General features: G+C 73.8%; 13 protein-coding genes and 1 pseudogene. 8 read left to right on the plus strand and 6 right to left on the minus strand.

What is annotated here, in order from left to right; translation table 11 throughout:
- The 4 genes and pseudogenes from ACLQ2X_RS08495 to ACLQ2X_RS08510 form a co-directional block, all read left to right on the plus strand.
- Positions 1 to 873: a DUF3152 domain-containing protein gene (locus ACLQ2X_RS08495; RefSeq protein WP_425680428.1), complete on the plus strand. Its 873-nt coding sequence runs from the start codon at positions 1 to 3 to the stop codon at positions 871 to 873.
- Positions 874 to 945: 72 nt separating this feature from the next.
- Positions 946 to 1,791: a DUF3152 domain-containing protein gene (locus ACLQ2X_RS08500; RefSeq protein WP_425680429.1), complete on the plus strand. Its 846-nt coding sequence runs from the start codon at positions 946 to 948 to the stop codon at positions 1,789 to 1,791.
- Between the two features lie 41 nt (positions 1,792 to 1,832).
- Positions 1,833 to 3,080 (plus strand): adenylyltransferase/sulfurtransferase MoeZ, encoded by a 1,248-nt coding sequence (gene moeZ, locus ACLQ2X_RS08505; RefSeq protein WP_425680430.1) that lies wholly within the window; start codon positions 1,833 to 1,835, stop codon positions 3,078 to 3,080.
- A gap of 134 nt (positions 3,081 to 3,214) precedes the next feature.
- Positions 3,215 to 4,024 (plus strand): annotated as a pseudogene (locus ACLQ2X_RS08510) (hypothetical protein); the annotation flags it as partial.
- Positions 4,025 to 4,181: 157 nt separating this feature from the next.
- Here ACLQ2X_RS08510 and ACLQ2X_RS08515 read toward each other — a convergent pair.
- Positions 4,182 to 4,766, minus strand: a complete 585-nt coding sequence (locus ACLQ2X_RS08515; protein WP_425680431.1) for a TetR/AcrR family transcriptional regulator — start codon at positions 4,764 to 4,766, stop codon at positions 4,182 to 4,184.
- A 97-nt stretch (positions 4,767 to 4,863) separates the two neighbouring features.
- On the opposite strand from ACLQ2X_RS08515, the gene ACLQ2X_RS08520 reads away from it, so the two are divergent.
- Positions 4,864 to 5,331, plus strand: coding sequence for a nuclear transport factor 2 family protein (locus tag ACLQ2X_RS08520; protein WP_425680432.1), 468 nt, complete (start codon positions 4,864 to 4,866; stop codon positions 5,329 to 5,331).
- Here ACLQ2X_RS08520 and ACLQ2X_RS08525 read toward each other — a convergent pair.
- A complete protein-coding gene (locus ACLQ2X_RS08525; RefSeq protein ID WP_425680433.1) occupies positions 5,328 to 6,569 on the minus strand; it encodes a glutamate-5-semialdehyde dehydrogenase in 1,242 nt (413 codons plus the stop codon). The two genes, ACLQ2X_RS08520 and ACLQ2X_RS08525, sit on opposite strands and share 4 nt — an antisense overlap.
- Positions 6,570 to 6,594: 25 nt before the next feature.
- Entirely contained in the window at positions 6,595 to 7,752 is a 1,158-nt protein-coding gene (proB, locus tag ACLQ2X_RS08530; protein WP_425680434.1) for a glutamate 5-kinase, read from the minus strand.
- 13 nt (positions 7,753 to 7,765) lie between these two features.
- Here proB and ACLQ2X_RS08535 point away from each other — a divergent pair, with 13 nt between their 5' ends.
- From ACLQ2X_RS08535 to ACLQ2X_RS08545, 3 genes are read left to right on the plus strand one after another with little or no spacing between them, the layout of a single operon-like run.
- Entirely contained in the window at positions 7,766 to 8,080 is a 315-nt protein-coding gene (locus ACLQ2X_RS08535; RefSeq protein WP_425680435.1) for an MGMT family protein, read from the plus strand.
- 31 nt (positions 8,081 to 8,111) lie between these two features.
- Positions 8,112 to 9,515, plus strand: coding sequence for an MFS transporter (locus ACLQ2X_RS08540; RefSeq protein ID WP_425680436.1), 1,404 nt, complete (start codon positions 8,112 to 8,114; stop codon positions 9,513 to 9,515).
- Between the two features lie 41 nt (positions 9,516 to 9,556).
- On the plus strand, positions 9,557 to 11,035 hold the full coding sequence (locus ACLQ2X_RS08545) for a pyridoxal phosphate-dependent decarboxylase family protein (protein ID WP_425680437.1): 1,479 nt from the start codon (positions 9,557 to 9,559) through the stop codon (positions 11,033 to 11,035).
- Between the two features lie 51 nt (positions 11,036 to 11,086).
- Here the strand turns inward: ACLQ2X_RS08545 and ACLQ2X_RS08550 are convergent, their stop codons facing one another.
- The 3 genes from ACLQ2X_RS08550 to ACLQ2X_RS08560 form a co-directional block, all read right to left on the minus strand.
- On the minus strand, positions 11,087 to 12,025 hold the full coding sequence (locus ACLQ2X_RS08550) for a hypothetical protein (protein WP_425680438.1): 939 nt from the start codon (positions 12,023 to 12,025) through the stop codon (positions 11,087 to 11,089).
- A gap of 132 nt (positions 12,026 to 12,157) precedes the next feature.
- A complete protein-coding gene (locus ACLQ2X_RS08555) occupies positions 12,158 to 13,360 on the minus strand; it encodes a hypothetical protein (RefSeq protein ID WP_425680439.1) in 1,203 nt (400 codons plus the stop codon).
- Complete coding sequence (locus tag ACLQ2X_RS08560; RefSeq protein ID WP_425680440.1) at positions 13,353 to 13,898, minus strand: SigE family RNA polymerase sigma factor; 546 nt, start codon at positions 13,896 to 13,898, stop codon at positions 13,353 to 13,355. The genes ACLQ2X_RS08555 and ACLQ2X_RS08560 overlap by 8 nt, the downstream gene beginning before the upstream one ends.
- Positions 13,899 to 13,902: the final 4 nt, after the last annotated feature.

Below are 13,902 nucleotides of genomic sequence, written 5' to 3' on the forward strand. Positions count from 1 at the left end.
ATGCTCAGCTCCCGCCGTCCGCGTGCCGGCCGATCCCGTCCGCCCCTGCGTCACTGGCGTTCCGCGCTTGTGGCCTGCGCGTTGCTCACCGCCGCCGGGGTCGGCATCGGCGTGGCCGTGCGGCTTCCGTCCGCGGGGGCCGAGACGCGGGTCGCCGAGGGGTCGGTGGCTCCGTCGGCGCCGACGCGGGTGCCGCCAGCGCTGGTCCCGTCGCCCACGGTGGTCCCGTCGCCGACGGTGGCGTCCGGTTCGCTGGCGGCCCCGGTGCTGACCCTGCCCGGTCCGACGCCCACGAAGGGGCGGGGCAGTTTCGGGTATGACGAGCGGGTCGGCGGTGTGCTCGGCCGGTCCGGAACGCTGGTCCGTTACCGGGTGGCGGTGGAGCACGGCGCCGGTGAGGACGCGGGCGACTTCGGTGCGGCGGTGCACCGTGCGCTGGTCGGGCCGGGGAGCTGGGTGGACGGCGGCCGCCTGCGGTTGCAGCAGGTCGGGTCGGGCAGCCGGCACGACTTCACGGTCTACCTGGCGACCCGGGAGACCGCCGGCCGGATCTGCGGCGCGGGTGGGATCAACATCCGGGTGGGCGGGGTGCCGTACACGTCCTGCCGGGTGTCGGGCAAGGTGGTGATCAACCTGGATCGGTGGCGGACTTCCGTGCGGCATCTGGTGGCGGCGCGGGTGCCGCTGGACACCTACCGTCTCTACGTGGTCAACCACGAGGTGGGTCACCAGCTCGGGCACCGGCACGAGAGCTGCCCGGGTGCGGGCCGGGCCGCGCCGGTGATGCAGCAGCAGACGCTCTTCCTGGACGGCTGTCGACCGAATCCGTGGCCTTATCTGGGTGGGAAGCGGTACAGCGGTCCAGCCAGGTGAGATGGCGAGAAACTTTCGCGGCATAGGCGGCAAAAGCAGCTAAATGCCCGTTTTGCATGTCACGCTTGGTTCATGACGTCGTCGTCCCCGTACGACCCGCCTGCCGCACCGTCGCGCCGGCCGACCCCGCGCCGGCCAGCCGCCCCGGAGCGCCCCAGCCTGCGCCGGATGCGCCGCCGCCGGCGCCGCTCCGTGCTGCTGCTGGCCATGCTGCTCGCGGCCGGCAGTGGCGCCGCCGGCATCACCGTGCTCACCGGCCCACCGCCCGGTCACACGCCGGTCCCGCTCGCCGCCCGACCGCTGGTGCGCGGCGTCGACGCCCCCACCGCGTCCCCGAGCGGCTACCCCACCGCCGGCTCCGGCACGTTCGCGGTGGCCCAGGAGCGCTCACCTGTACGCGGGCAGGCCGGCCCGTTGCGCCGCTACCGGGTCGAGGTGGAGCAGGGCACGGGGCAGGACGCCGACCGGTTCGCCGCCGCCGTGGACACGGTGCTCGGCGACCCACGCAGCTGGATCGCCTCCGGGCAACTGCGGGTGCAGCGGGTGCCCGAGGCGGTCGCCGCCGACTTCACCGTCTACCTCGCCAGCCCGGCCACCTCCGAGCGGATGTGCGCCGAGGGTGGCCTGCGCACCGAGCGTTACACCTCCTGCCGCCTCCCCGGGCAGGTGGTGCTCAACCTGGCCCGGTGGATGACTGCGGTGCCCGACTACGGTGCTCCGCTCGAGGTCTACCGGACGTATGTGATCAACCACGAGATCGGCCACGAGTTCGGCGAACTGCACCAGGCGTGCCCGGCGCCCGGCGCGCCCGCCCCGGTGATGCAGCAGCAGACGTACGGGCTGGACGGCTGCGTGCCGAACGCCTGGCCGTACGTCGACGGATCGCGCTACGAAGGTCAACCGACCGACGGCCTCTGAGTTATTCCCGGTCCCGCAGTTCGGACCGAGTGTCCCTCATCATGGCCGTGCCCCGTCCTGGCGAGAGACAATTGCGCCCTCACGCCGCCGATCCCGGGGAGTCCACCGTGTCGTTGCCCCCGCTCGTCGAACCCGCCGCCGAGCTGACCGTAGACGAGATCCGCCGCTACTCGCGCCACCTGATCATCCCGGACGTGGGGGTGGCGGGGCAGAAGCGGCTGAAGAACGCCCGGGTGCTCTGCGTCGGTGCCGGCGGCCTCGGCTCGCCGGCCCTGCTCTACCTCGCCGCGGCCGGTGTCGGCACGCTCGGCATCATCGACTTCGACACCGTCGACGAGTCCAACCTCCAGCGTCAGGTCATCCACGGCGTCTCGGACGTGGGCCGGTCGAAGGCCGAGTCCGCCGCGGCCTCGATCCGCGAGATCAACCCGCTGGTCCACGTGGAGATCCACAACACCGCGCTGGACCGGGAGAACGTCCGGGACATCTTCTCCCGGTACGACCTGATCGTGGACGGCACCGACAACTTCGCCACCCGGTACATGGTCAACGACGCGGCCGTCCTGCTCGGCAAGCCGTACGTGTGGGGTTCGATCTACCGCTTCGACGGCCAGGCGTCGGTGTTCTGGGCCGAGCACGGCCCCTGCTACCGCTGCCTCTACCCGGAGCCCCCGCCGCCCGGCATGGTCCCCTCCTGCGCGGAGGGCGGCGTGCTCGGTGTGCTCTGCGCGTCCATCGGCTCGATCCAGGTGAACGAGGCGATCAAGCTGCTCACCGGCATCGGCGAGCCGCTCGTCGGCCGGCTGATGGTCTACGACGCGCTGGAGATGAGCTACCGGAAGATCAAGGTCCGCAAGGACCCGAACTGCGCGCTCTGTGGCGAGAACCCCACGGTCACCGACCTGTTGGAGGACTACGAGGACTTCTGCGGCGCGGTCTCCGAGGAGGCGCAGGAGGCGGTGGTCGACTCGACCATCACCGCGCTGGAGCTGAAGGACTGGCAGGACGCCGGCAAGGACATCTTCCTGGTCGACGTGCGCGAGCCCGCCGAGTACGAGATCGTCCGGATTCCCGGCTCCACGTTGATCCCCAAGCAGGAGATCATCTCCGGCGAGGCGCTGGCGAAGCTCCCGCAGGACCGGCAGATCGTGCTGCACTGCAAGTCCGGCGTCCGCTCCGCCGAGGCGCTGGCCGCGCTGAAGGCGGCCGGCTTCTCCGACGCGGTGCACCTCCAGGGGGGCGTGCTGTCCTGGGTCAAGCAGGTCGACCCGTCCCTGCCCGCGTACTGAACCACGCCGATAGGCCCTCCCGGGATCGGGAGGGCCTTCCGCGTGCCCCGCTCGACGACGGGGGTGGGGCCACCCTGACCGGGCTACCGAGGCGTAACCACGTAGGCGCAGGTAGCGTCTCTGTCGTGGTCGACATGGATGCGGCGATCGGATTCGTCGTCGCGCACGGGGACGCGGTGGATCGCGCCCGCCTCTCCCGGCTGCGCACCGGCGCTCCCGTGCCAGCCGGTGTGCTCGACGCCGCCGAGGCCGGGCAGAGCCCTGACGGCGGCTGGCCGGCCGTCCTCGGTGGCGACGTCGGCTCGGTCGACGCGACCTGCTTCCGCCTCGCCGAGCTGGACGATCTCGGCGCGCTGGGCCGCCCGGCCGCCCGGCACGCGCTGGACTGGCTGGCCGCCCGGCAACTGCCCGACGGCGGCTGGGACGAGGACCGGGCGCTGGCCGGGCTGGCCCCCGAGTGGGCCACCCCCGGTGACCCGGAGGCGCGGCTCTACCTCACCGCCAACGCCGGGTTCTGGCTGACCGTGGCCGGGCTGGACGCCCGCGCCGCCGGCCCGTTGGACCACCGGGTCGGCGGCGCGTACGCCGGTGTGGTGCAGGCGGCGGCGCAGACCCTGGCCGGTCAGCTCGCCCCGGACGGCAGCTGGCCGTCGTTCCTGCCGGCCGGTTGGCTCGCCGCCGCCGTGCTGCACCGCCAGCGGATGTACTACGAGTCGGCGCGGATCCAGGCGGTGCTTGCCGAACGGCTCCCCCGGATGTCCCCGGCCGACGTGGCCTGGCTCGCCGCCACCCTGCGCCGGGTCGACGTGGGCGAGGAGCAGTGGCTGCTGGTGTCGGCACGCAACCGGCTCGGCGCGACCCAGCGCAGCGACGGCGGCTGGGACAGCGACGACGGCCACCAGTTCGACGTGCACACCACGCTGCGTGTGATCCGGGCGTGCCGTCCGGCGGAGCCCGCGGTGCCGGCCTCCGGCGCGCCGACCGCGGCACCTCGCGCCGAGGTGCCGCCGGCCATCCGGCCGGTGCCCGCACCGAAGGTCGTGCCCCCGCCGGTGGGGCCGGCCGCGTCCGCCTCCGCGTGAGGCGCCGGCGCTGCGGCGGTCACGTCGCGGTGGCGTCCGGCGCGGGGCGTGGGGCGGCGGCTCCGGCGGCCAGGCCGTCGAGGACCACCCGTAGGGCCGGCCCGGTGGCCGACGGTTCGATGCTCGGGTGGGCGGCGGCCAGGGAGAGGCCACGGATCAGCAGGTACACGTCGTCCACGGTGACGTCGGTGCGGATCGCGCCGGCGCCCTGCGCGCGGCGTAGCGAGGCGTCCACCTCGGTGCGCAGGGCCGCGGACGCGCGCAGGGCGCCTTCGGTGAACCCGCCCGCATCGATGAGCAGACCCAGCATCACGATCTTGCCGGCGCCGCGTTCCGTCATCGTGGACAGCAGGGCGCGGAAGGCGGCGCCGGCCTCCGGTTCGCTGCCGGCGGCGCGGGCGTAACTGGTCAGGTGCTCGAAGTGCCGCACCACGGTGGCGCCGAGGAGGTCGCGCTTCGTGGGGAAGTGCCGGAACACGGTCGCCACCCCCACGCCCGCGCGGCGGGCCACGTCCTCGGTGGAGCCGGTGGCGCCGAGCTCACCGAACACCTCCTCGGCGGCGGCCAGGATCCGGTCGCGGTTCGCCCGGGCGTCACTGCGCATGGTGCCTCCTTCGGCAAGCGAGCGTACGCCTTGACAAAACGGAGTGGTGACTCCGTTAAATCGGAGTCACCACTCCATTTGCGACAGAGGAGCCGACATGGCCGTGCCCACCACCCCCCGCGACGTGTTCCACCGCCTCGTCGAGGGCGTCGCCCGCCTGGTCGCTGGGGACACCGCACAGGTGGACGTCCTCGCCGACCTGTACGCCGAGAACACCCACGTCAGCCATCCGATGAGCCCGCTCGGCAACGAACCCCTGCGTACCCGCGACGCCCTGCGCAAGCACTTCGCCGAAGGGCCCGGCCGGCACGACGGCGAGTTGACCGAATTCCACGCCGACGACATCACCGTGCACGAGACCACCGATCCGGAGGTCGTGGTGGCCGAGTTCCGCTACCACGGCCGCGTCCACGGCCGTCCGTTCGCCGTGCCGTGCGTGTTCGTGCTCCGGGTCCGCGACGGTCGGATCGTCGAGTCGCGCGACTACACCGACCACCTGACGTTCGCGCGGATCGGCGGTGGCCTGGACGGACTGTTCGAGGCGCTGCGCGCCGCCGACCGCTAACGCAGGTGACCGTCCCCGGTGACCACGTACTTGGTGCTGGTCAGCTCCGGCAGGCCCATCGGCCCGCGGGCGTGCAGCTTCTGCGTGGAGATGCCGATCTCCGCCCCGAAGCCGAACTCGCCGCCGTCGGTGAAGCGGGTGGACGCGTTGACCATGACCGCGGCGGCGTCGACCCGGGCCACGAACTCCCGGGCGGCCCGCTGCGAGTCGGTGACGATCGCCTCGGTGTGCCCGGTGCCGTACCGCCGGATGTGCGCGACCGCCGCGTCGAGCGAGTCGACCACGGCCACCGAGATGTCGGCGGACAGGTATTCGGTGCCGAAGTCCTCGTCGGTCGCCGGGACCACGGCGGTGGAGTGGGCGGCGACCTCGGGCGTCCCGTGCACGGTCACCCCGGCCTCGGCGAACGCGGCCAGCACCGCTGGCAGGAACGCGTCCGCGATGTCGCGGTGGACCAGCAGCGACTCGGCGGTGTTGCAGGTGGAAAGGCGTTGCGTCTTGGCGTTCAGGGTGACCGCCACCGCCTTGCCGAGGTCGGCGTCGGCGTCGACGTAGACGTGGCAGTTGCCCACCCCGGTCTCGATCACCGGCACCGTCGACTCCTCGACCACGGCCCGGATCAGCGACGCCCCGCCGCGCGGGATCAGCACGTCGACCAGGCCCCGGGCGCGCATCAACTCCTTGACCGAGTCGCGGGTGCTGGAGTCCAGCAGTTGCACCGCGTCCGCCGGTAGGCCGGCCCCGGAGACCGCGTCGCGCAGCACCGCGACCAGTGCGGCGTTGGAGTGGGCGGCCGAGGACGAACCGCGCAGCAGCGCCGCGTTGCCGGACTTCAGGCAGATCCCGGCGGCGTCCACGGTCACGTTCGGGCGGCCCTCGTAGACGATGCCGACCACCCCGAACGGCACCCGGACCTGCCGCAGCTCCAGCCCGTTGGGCAGGGTGGAGCCGCGTACCACCTCACCGACCGGGTCGGGCAGCGCGGCCATCTGGCGCAGGGCGTCGGCGATGGTGGCCACCCGAGCCTCGTCGAGGGCGAGCCGGTCCAGCACGGCCGTGGACAGTCCCGCGTCGCGCCCGGCCGCCAGGTCCGTCGCATTGGCGGCCAGGACTTCCGGGGTGCGCGCCACGAGCGCGTCGGCCATCGCGTGCAGCGCGGCGTCCTTGACCGTACGGGTGGCGGTGGCGAGGGACTCCGCCGCGTCCCGGGCCCGGCGGGCCTGCTCGACGACGCTCATCGTGCGTACTCCTTCGGAGGTGGGTTCACAGCAGGACGAGGTCGTCGCGGTGCACGACCTCTCGTTCGTACGCCGGGCCGAGCGCCGCGGCGAGTTCGGAGGTGGACCGGCCGAGCAGGCCGGGCAGTTCCACCGCGTCGTAGTTGACCAGCCCGCGGGCCACCGGCGCCCCGGCGGTGTCCACCAGATCCACCGGGTCGCCGGCGGTGAACGCGCCGTCCACGGCAGTGATGCCGGCCGGCAGCAGCGACTTGCGGCGGCCGACCACGGCCTGCACCGCCCCGGGGTCCAGGTGCAGCCGGCCGCGGGGGGCGGTGGCGTGCGCCAGCCAGAACAGGCGCGCGGCCGGGCGGCGGCTGCTCGGGTGGAAGTACGTGCCGACCGGCTCGCCGGCGAGCGCCGACCCGGCCAGCGGCGCGGCGGTGAGCACCACCGGGATGCCGAACCCGGTGGCGATGCGCGCCGCCTCGACCTTCGTCACCATGCCGCCGGTGCCCACCCCGGCCCGCCCGGCCCCGCCGACGTCCACGCCGGCCAGATCGCCCTCGCCGTGCACCTCGGCGATGCGGGTGCTGCCGGGGCGGGCGGGGTCGCCGGTCCAGAGCGCGTCGACGTCGGAGAGCAGCACCAGCAGGTCGGCGTCGACGAGCGCGGCGACCAGCGCGGCGAGGCGGTCGTTGTCGCCGAACCGGATCTCCTCGGTGGCCACCGTGTCGTTCTCGTTGACGATCGGCACGGCGTGCAGGTCGAGCAGTTTGCGCAGCGTCCGGTACGCGTTGCGGTAGTGCGCCCGGCGGGTCACGTCGTCGACGGTGAGCAGCACCTGCCCGACGGTGCGCCCGTGCCGGGCGAACGCGGCCGCGTACCGCCCGATCAGCAGGCCCTGGCCGACGCTGGCGGCGGCCTGCTGGGTGGCCAGGTCGCGGGGGCGCCGGGTCAGTCGCAGCGGGGCGAGGCCGGCGGCGATCGCCCCGGAGGAGACCAGCACCACCTCGCGCCCGGCGGTGACCAGCTCGCCGAGCGCGTCGACGAGCGCGTCGACCCGGGCGTCGTCCAGGCCGCCCGTCGCAGTGGTCAGCGAGGACGAACCGATCTTGACGACGATCCGGCGGGCCGAGGTGACTGCTTCACGCACCCGACCATTCTGCGCGCCGTGGTCCGCCGCGCCGCGGCGCGTTCCCATATCGTGGCAGCTCGTGACACCGGACGAGTACGTCGAGGCGGTTCTGGCGCTTGTCGAGCGGATTCCGCCCGGGCGGGTGATGTCGTACGGGGCGGTCGCCGACGCGCTCGCCGACCGGTCGGGGCGGGCATCGCCACGACTTGTCGGTTCGATCATGGCGCGGCACGGGGGCGGGGTGCCGTGGCACCGGGTGGTGAACGCGGCCGGCCGGCTCCCGCCGGGGCACGAGCGCCGGGCCCGGGAGCGACTGCTCGCCGAGGGGTGCCCGTTGCGCGGGGACCGGGTGGACCTGGCGGCGGCCGCCTGGTCGCCGGAGGAGGGGATGTGACGCCGGTCATACGTGAGTAACATTCGGCGCCATGACGGCTTCGGGTCTGCCCCGCCGGGTGCACCTCGGGTACGCCTCCGGGTCCCTGGTCACCGGCGCGTTCGGCACCGTGCCCGGGTTGCTGCTGCTGCCGTACCTCACCGACACGCTGGGCGTGGCCGCCGGGCTGGCCGCGTTGCTGGTGCTCCTGCCGAAGGCGTGGGACGTGCTGGTCAACCCGGTCGCCGGGCGGATCTCCGATCGGACCCGGTCGCGTTGGGGCGCCCGCCGGCCGTACCTGCTGGGCGGCGGACTGGCCCTGGCCGTGCTGTTCGCCGCGATCTTCGCCGCCCCGTTCGCGACCGGCCCGGCCGCCGCCGGATACGTGGCGTTCGCGTTCCTGGCCACCGCCACCGCGTTCGCGTTCTTCCAGGTGCCGTACGTGGCCATGCCCGCCGAGTTGACCGCCGACCCGGCGGAGCGTACCCGCCTGATGACCTGGCGGATCGCGGTGCTGGCGCTGGCCATCCTGGTCTCCGGCGCGGTGGCCCCGGCGGTGGTGACCGCCGGCGGGGACGGCGTGCCGGGCCACCGGTGGATGGGCCTGTTCGTCGCCGCGCTGATCGTGGTCGGCACCGTCGGCGTGTTCCTCGGCACCCGGTCCGCGCCGGCCGGGACGGTGGGGGAGAGCGAGCCGAGCCTGCGCGCCCAGCTCGCGGTCGCCACCCGCAACCGGCCGTTCCGGGCGCTGCTCATCTGCTTCGTGATCCAGTCCGCCGGGGTGGCCACCGTGCTGGCCGGCGTGAAGTACTTCGCCGACCAGGTGCTGCGCGAACCGGACAGCGGCCCCACGCTGCTGTTCGCCTGTTTCGTCGCGCCCGCGCTGCTGGTCATGCCGCTGTGGTCCCGGGCCGGTGCCCGGCTGGGCAAGCGGGCGTCGCTTGCCGTCGCGTCGCTGATCTTCGCGGCCGGCGCGCTCACCCTGGTCGCCGCGCCCGCGCTGCCGGCCGCCGGGGCGTACGCGGTGGTCGCGGTGATCGGCGTCGGGTACGCCGGCCAGCAGGTCTTCGCGCTGGCCATGCTGCCCGACTGCATCGCGTACGACACCGCGCGCACCGGGCGGCGGCAGGCCGGGGTCTTCACCGGCCTGTGGACCGCGGGCGAGACGTTCGGGCTGGCGCTGGGGCCGGGCATCTACGGGCTGGTGCTCCAGCTCTGCGGCTATGTCTCCTCGTCCACAGGGGTCGCCGCCGCCCAGTCCGACACCGCCCGGCTCGGCGTGCTGCTCGGGTTCACCGTGCTGCCGGCCCTGCTTGTCGCCGCCCCGGTGGTGCTGCTGCGCGGCTACACCCTGACCCCGGCCCAGTTGGCCACCGCGCCCGACGCCACGGCACCCGACGCCACGGCACCCGACGCCACGGCACCCGGCGCCACCGCACCTGTCGCGCGGGCGTGAACGCCCCGACGCCCCGGAAACCGTCACGAGAGGAACACCCGATGACCGACACGGCAGGCGCGGGCGCGCTGCCCGCGCGGGGGATACCCGCGGCGGACGTGCTCGACGAGATCAGGGCGCTGCGCGCGGCCGACCGGCCGACGCACGGCGGGCGGCTGTTCGCCTACGTCTACGACCCGGGCGTGGCCGGGCTGGACGAGTTGGCGCACGCCGCGTACGCGCAGAGCGCACACGTCAACGGGCTGGACCCGACCGCGTTCCCGTCGCTGCTGGCGATGGAGAACGCGCTCGTCGGGGCCGCCGCCCGGCTGCTCGGGGGCGGCCCCGGCACGCACGCGCCGGACGTCGTCGGCAGCGTCACCGGCGGCGGCACCGAGTCGCTGCTGCTCGCCGTCAAGGCCGCCCGGGACGCGCACCCCAACCTGAGTGCGCCGCGGATCGTGGCGCCGGCCAGCGCGCACGCCGCGTTCGCGAAGGCGGCGCACTACCTGCGGGTCACGCTGGACACGGTGCCGGTCGACCCGGTGACGCTGCGGCCGGACGTGGCCGCGACGGCCGCCGCGATCGGCCCGGAGACCGTGCTGGTGGTGGCGTCCGCGCCGTCGTACGCCCACGGGGTGGTCGACCCGGTGGCGGAGATCGCCGCCGTCGCGCAGGCCGCCGGGGTGCGCTGTCACGTGGACGCCTGCTTCGGCGGCTGGGCGCTGCCCTGGCTGCGCCGGCTCGGCGCGGCGGTGCCGCCGTTCGACTTCGCCGTGCCCGGGGTCACCTCGATCTCGGTGGACCTGCACAAGTACGCGTACGCGCCGAAGGGCGTCTCGGTGCTGCTGCACCGCGATCCGGCGTTGCGCGCCCCGCAGTACTTCGCGTACGCCGACTGGCCCGGCTACACCATGGTCAACCCGGTGATCGCCTCCACCCGCTCCGGTGGGCCGATCGCCGCCGCGTACGCCACGCTGCGTCACCTCGGCGAGGACGGCTATCTGCGGCTGGCCGCCGCGACCCGGGAGGCGGTCGCCGGGCTGGCCGACGCGGTGCGGGCCACCGGCGGGCTGCGGCTGATGGCCGAACCGGAGACCACAGTGGTCTGCTTCACCGCCGACGACCCCGGCCTGGACCTGTTCGTGCTCGTCGACGAGCTGACCGCGCGCGGCTGGCACACCCAACCCCAACTCCGGTACGCCGACCTGCCGGCCAGCGTGCACCTGACGGTGACCGCGGCGGTGGCGCCGCGGGTGGCAGAGTTCGGCCCGGCGCTGGCCGAGGCGGTCGCCGCGGCCCGCGCCGCCGGTCCGGTCGCCCTTGGGCCGGAGCTGCTGGCACTGGCCGGCGGTCTCACCCCGCAGGCGCTCACCCCGGAGCTGGTGGCCGGGTTGGCCGACGGGCTCGGCCTGACCGGCGGGATCGGTGCCCCGGGCCGGATGGCGGTGGTCAACACGCTGCTCGACGCCGCTCCGGCGCGGCTGCGGGAGCGGCTGCTCGCCGAGTTCGTCGGGCTGCTCCAGCGCCCCACCTGGTGAACACGGCGAGGGCCCGGAACCAGAAGGTTCCGGGCCCTCGTGCCGGGGATGTCAGCTCGCGTCGACCGCGGTCACCGCGAAGGAGGTGACGTTGTCCACCGGGTTGACGTCCTGCGGGTCCGCGCCCCAGAAGTAGCTTCCGGACACCGTGAAGGTACCGGTGCCCAGGTCGCCGGTAGCCGTGCCGGCGGGCGCGCTGAGGAAGACGTCAAAGGTCCGCTCCTCGCCCGGCATGAATCGGCCGCCCGGCACCGAGAACCCGGTCGGGAAGCTCGGCATGTCCTCTGGCTCGACGTGGTGGACCTGCACCTCGGCGGGCAGGGCGGCCCTGACGTTGAGGGAGAAGGTCGGCGCGTCGTTGCCGTAGCGAACGGTGACCGGCATCCGGCCGAGCAGGGTGCCGTCCGGCTGCGGGCTGAGCGTCACCGCGCCGCCCCGGATGCTGAGGTCGGTCTCGGTGGCCTGCACGTACGGCCGCGGATCGCGCAGGCTGCCGGTCGTGGACCGGAAGAGGGTGGTGAAGCGGGCGGCGTCGTCGGCCGTGGTGGCGCCCGCCGGGACGACCTCGACCCGCCCGCCACTGGCGATCATGGGATAGGCGCGGGTGGTGGTCCAGACGCGGAAGCCCAGACGCAGGGCGAGGCTCTGCCCCGCCTCGACCTGGTCGCCGGTGCACCTGATGACCAGCCGGTTCTCCACCAGCCGCTGGTAGAGGCAGCCGCCGCCTGGCTCCACGGAGACGAACGACGCTCCCGCCGGCTCGGTGACGACCAGGTCCACCGACGTCGCGGTCGACCGCCGGTTGGTGACGGTGGCGGTGAGCGTCCCGACATAACCACGGTCGGTCGGGTTGAGGACGAGTCGCTGGGCGGTGACGTCGACGCGGCCGGCCGGGGCGCTCGGCGCGGCGGTGGCCGGTGCGACCAGGGTGAGCAGTGCGGCGGCTCCACCGAGCAGTGCGGTGGCGATCCGGGCCGTAGTTGTGGTCATGCTGGTTCCTCCTGTGATTCCCGTTTGCCGGAAGGTGCCTCCGGCTGCCCAACGTCGGTAACACGTCCACATAGGACGGTTGGTTGCGATGCTTGTTGTCGCCTGCCTGACAGAGCCGGATCTTGCTCCGGCTCAGCGGTACGTGTAGCGGTCCTCGTCGTTCTCGTGGTTCGGGTCCATCAGCGGCTCGGCGTCGGTACCGACCGGCGACACCTCGGCGGTGCCGGTGCCGCTGGCGCTGTTGGTGTTGCGCAGGACGAACTGGAAGGTCCGTTTCGCGCCGGGACCGAGCGGGCCGAACCGGCAGGTGAGCGGTCCCTTCGGCGGTGCGCCGTCCCGGCAGGCCGACCAATCGCCGCCGCCCGCGACCGTCCCCACCTGCATCCGCAGGTGCACCTGCACCAGGGCGGCCGGAACCGCGCTCAGGTTGCGCACCGTCACGCTCATCGTCCCGGTGCGTGAGCCGTCGGCTTCGGGTGCGCTCCACACCACGTTTCCGGCCGACACGGTCAGGTCGGCCAGGTGCGGGTTCGGGCCGAACGAGGTGGGACCGTCGACCTGCGCGAAACGCGCCCCGCTCCACCGATAGCCGCGCCACTGACGCTGCGACCAGTCCAGCGACCAGCCTGCTCCGGGCGCGCGGTCCGCCACTTCCACGCGGACCGTCCCCCCGTCGGTGACCTGCACGTCCAGCAGCCACTGCGGTGTCGTCTTCGCGGACCGCACGACCTGACCGAGGACGACGGTCCGGCCGTCGGGACTCCGGTCGAGTGCCACCACCTGCGACGGGCCCTGCTGGGCGCCCTGGCAGCGAAGTAGGGCGACCGTCTCGACGGTGCCGTCACCGTCCAGGTCGCCGTGGGTGAGGCCCACCAGTTGCACGTCGCCCTCGTTCCCGGCCGTGGTGGTGATCCGGGCCAGCCCTGCCTTGCAGGCCGCGCCGGGGGCCCAGGCCGGAAGATCGAGCCGGACGGCGGTCAGTTGGGATGGGGTGATCCGCCCGTCCGGCACGGCCGGGTCCGGGCTGCCCGTGCTCGGGATCGTGGTCGGGGTCGGCGGTGGAGGCGACGGGGTTTCGGACGGGCTCGGGTCGACGGTCTGGGCGGGAGCGGGAGCGGGAGGCGGCCCGGACCGCCGTTGCAGGCCGGCGTTCGCGCCCACGGGGATCGCCACGGCGAGCACCACGGCCGCCGCGGTGGCCACCGCGGTCCGCCGACGGCGGTACTGGACCGTGCGCCGGACCGCAGCTGTCCCGGCCGGTTGCACCCACGGGGCGTACGACTCGCGGAACCCGGCGAACTCGCCGTTGACCAGGTTGTCCTCGGGCTCAGTCATGGTTCGCCTCGCTCCTGATGGTGAGCTGTGCTGCCAGCGATGCGCGTCCTCGGTGCAGCCAGGACTTGACCGTGCCCTCCGGCACACCCTCCTGCTCCGCGATCTGCCCGACGCTCAGATCGGCCAGGTAGTGCAACACCACGGCGCGGCGCTGGGTGGAGGGCAGCTGGGACAGCGCCGCTGTCAGAGCCACCCGATCCGGGCCGGGACCCGGTACGTGCTCCTCACGCTGCCGATGCAGCCATGTCTGGGCCGTCCGTAGCCGCCGCCACCGGCTGGTCGCCAGATTCCATGCCACCCGACGTACCCAAGCCAGGGGGTCGTCGTACCGGGATACCCGTGACCAGCGCGCGAACGCCCGGCAGAACGCCTCCTGCACCAGATCCTGCGCCTGTGACAGGTCGCCGCTGTACGCGGCGAGCTGGAGCGTCAGCGACCGGAAGTGTGCCTGGTAGAACCCGTCGAAGTCGACGACATCGCGCCCGAGCGCCTTCTCTGGTGGCGGGTCATCGAGCCTCGGCTCCCTCGTCACCATCATGTGG

The organism is Micromonospora sp. DT31, assembly GCF_049841795.1.
Classification (GTDB): domain Bacteria; phylum Actinomycetota; class Actinomycetes; order Mycobacteriales; family Micromonosporaceae; genus Micromonospora.

Coding starts and splice junctions, on each gene's coding strand:
- ACLQ2X_RS08495 (WP_425680428.1), top strand. CDS start 1: ATGCTCAGCTCCCGCCGTCCGCGTGCCGGCCGATCCCGTCCGCCCCTG.
- ACLQ2X_RS08500 (WP_425680429.1), top strand. CDS start 946: ATGACGTCGTCGTCCCCGTACGACCCGCCTGCCGCACCGTCGCGCCGG.
- moeZ (WP_425680430.1), top strand. CDS start 1,833: ATGGCCGTGCCCCGTCCTGGCGAGAGACAATTGCGCCCTCACGCCGCC.
- ACLQ2X_RS08515 (WP_425680431.1), bottom strand. CDS start 4,766: ATGCGCAGTGACGCCCGGGCGAACCGCGACCGGATCCTGGCCGCCGCC.
- ACLQ2X_RS08520 (WP_425680432.1), top strand. CDS start 4,864: ATGGCCGTGCCCACCACCCCCCGCGACGTGTTCCACCGCCTCGTCGAG.
- ACLQ2X_RS08525 (WP_425680433.1), bottom strand. CDS start 6,569: ATGAGCGTCGTCGAGCAGGCCCGCCGGGCCCGGGACGCGGCGGAGTCC.
- proB (WP_425680434.1), bottom strand. CDS start 7,752: ATGGGAACGCGCCGCGGCGCGGCGGACCACGGCGCGCAGAATGGTCGG.
- ACLQ2X_RS08540 (WP_425680436.1), top strand. CDS start 8,112: ATGACGGCTTCGGGTCTGCCCCGCCGGGTGCACCTCGGGTACGCCTCC.
- ACLQ2X_RS08545 (WP_425680437.1), top strand. CDS start 9,557: ATGACCGACACGGCAGGCGCGGGCGCGCTGCCCGCGCGGGGGATACCC.
- ACLQ2X_RS08550 (WP_425680438.1), bottom strand. CDS start 12,025: ATGACCACAACTACGGCCCGGATCGCCACCGCACTGCTCGGTGGAGCC.
- ACLQ2X_RS08555 (WP_425680439.1), bottom strand. CDS start 13,360: ATGACTGAGCCCGAGGACAACCTGGTCAACGGCGAGTTCGCCGGGTTC.
- ACLQ2X_RS08560 (WP_425680440.1), bottom strand. CDS start 13,898: ATGATGGTGACGAGGGAGCCGAGGCTCGATGACCCGCCACCAGAGAAG.